The following is a 457-nucleotide window of genomic DNA, read 5'->3' as shown; positions in this document are numbered from 1 at the left end:
CTCTACATCGGCACGGACGGCACCGGCCTCTGGCGACTGGAAGCGGACGGCACCACGCTGGCCCAGGTGCGGGATGTGTCCGGCCAGCGCGTGCTGCAGATGGTCTACGAACCCACCGTGACGCCGAGCATGCTGCTCGTCCTCACCGACAAGGGGCTCAAGGTCCTCCGGGGACCGTAAGCCCAGGCCCTCAGGCGAGCTTCGCCAGGGTGGGCAGCACCTGTCCGCTCTGTCCCTGCACGAAGTGGTGGAAGCGCTCCGTGTTCGCGGCGGACTCGTAGTTCACGAGCCACGTGTCCCCGCGCACGGAGCGCACCTCGTCCACGATGCCCGCCGCGGGCCACACCGCTCCGGACGTGCCCGCGGCCAGGAACACCAGCCGCGTGCCGTCGTTGCGCGTGATGAACTCGCCAATGCGAGCCAGGTCCTTGGGGTCCAGCATCTCCCCGAACCAGAC

At 69.1% G+C, this 457-nt stretch carries 1 protein-coding gene and 1 pseudogene; one reads left to right on the top strand and one right to left on the bottom strand.

Annotation, left to right across the window (positions count from 1 at the left end):
- On the top strand, window positions 1-180 hold a 180-nt coding region (locus tag DYZ14_RS24025; RefSeq protein ID WP_210209322.1), incomplete at its 5' end, for a hypothetical protein.
- Window positions 181-190: 10 nt separating this feature from the next.
- On the opposite strand, the pseudogene DYZ14_RS24020 reads toward DYZ14_RS24025, so the two are convergent.
- A pseudogene (locus tag DYZ14_RS24020) lies at window positions 191-457 on the bottom strand (hypothetical protein); the annotation flags it as partial.

Source organism: Ciceribacter sp. T2.26MG-112.2, from assembly GCF_900492205.1.
GTDB classification, from domain to species: domain Bacteria; phylum Pseudomonadota; class Alphaproteobacteria; order Rhizobiales; family Rhizobiaceae; genus Allorhizobium; species Allorhizobium naphthalenivorans_A.
Note: the sequence above shows the minus strand (reverse complement) of the source record. Positions and strands in the feature narration are given on the sequence as shown.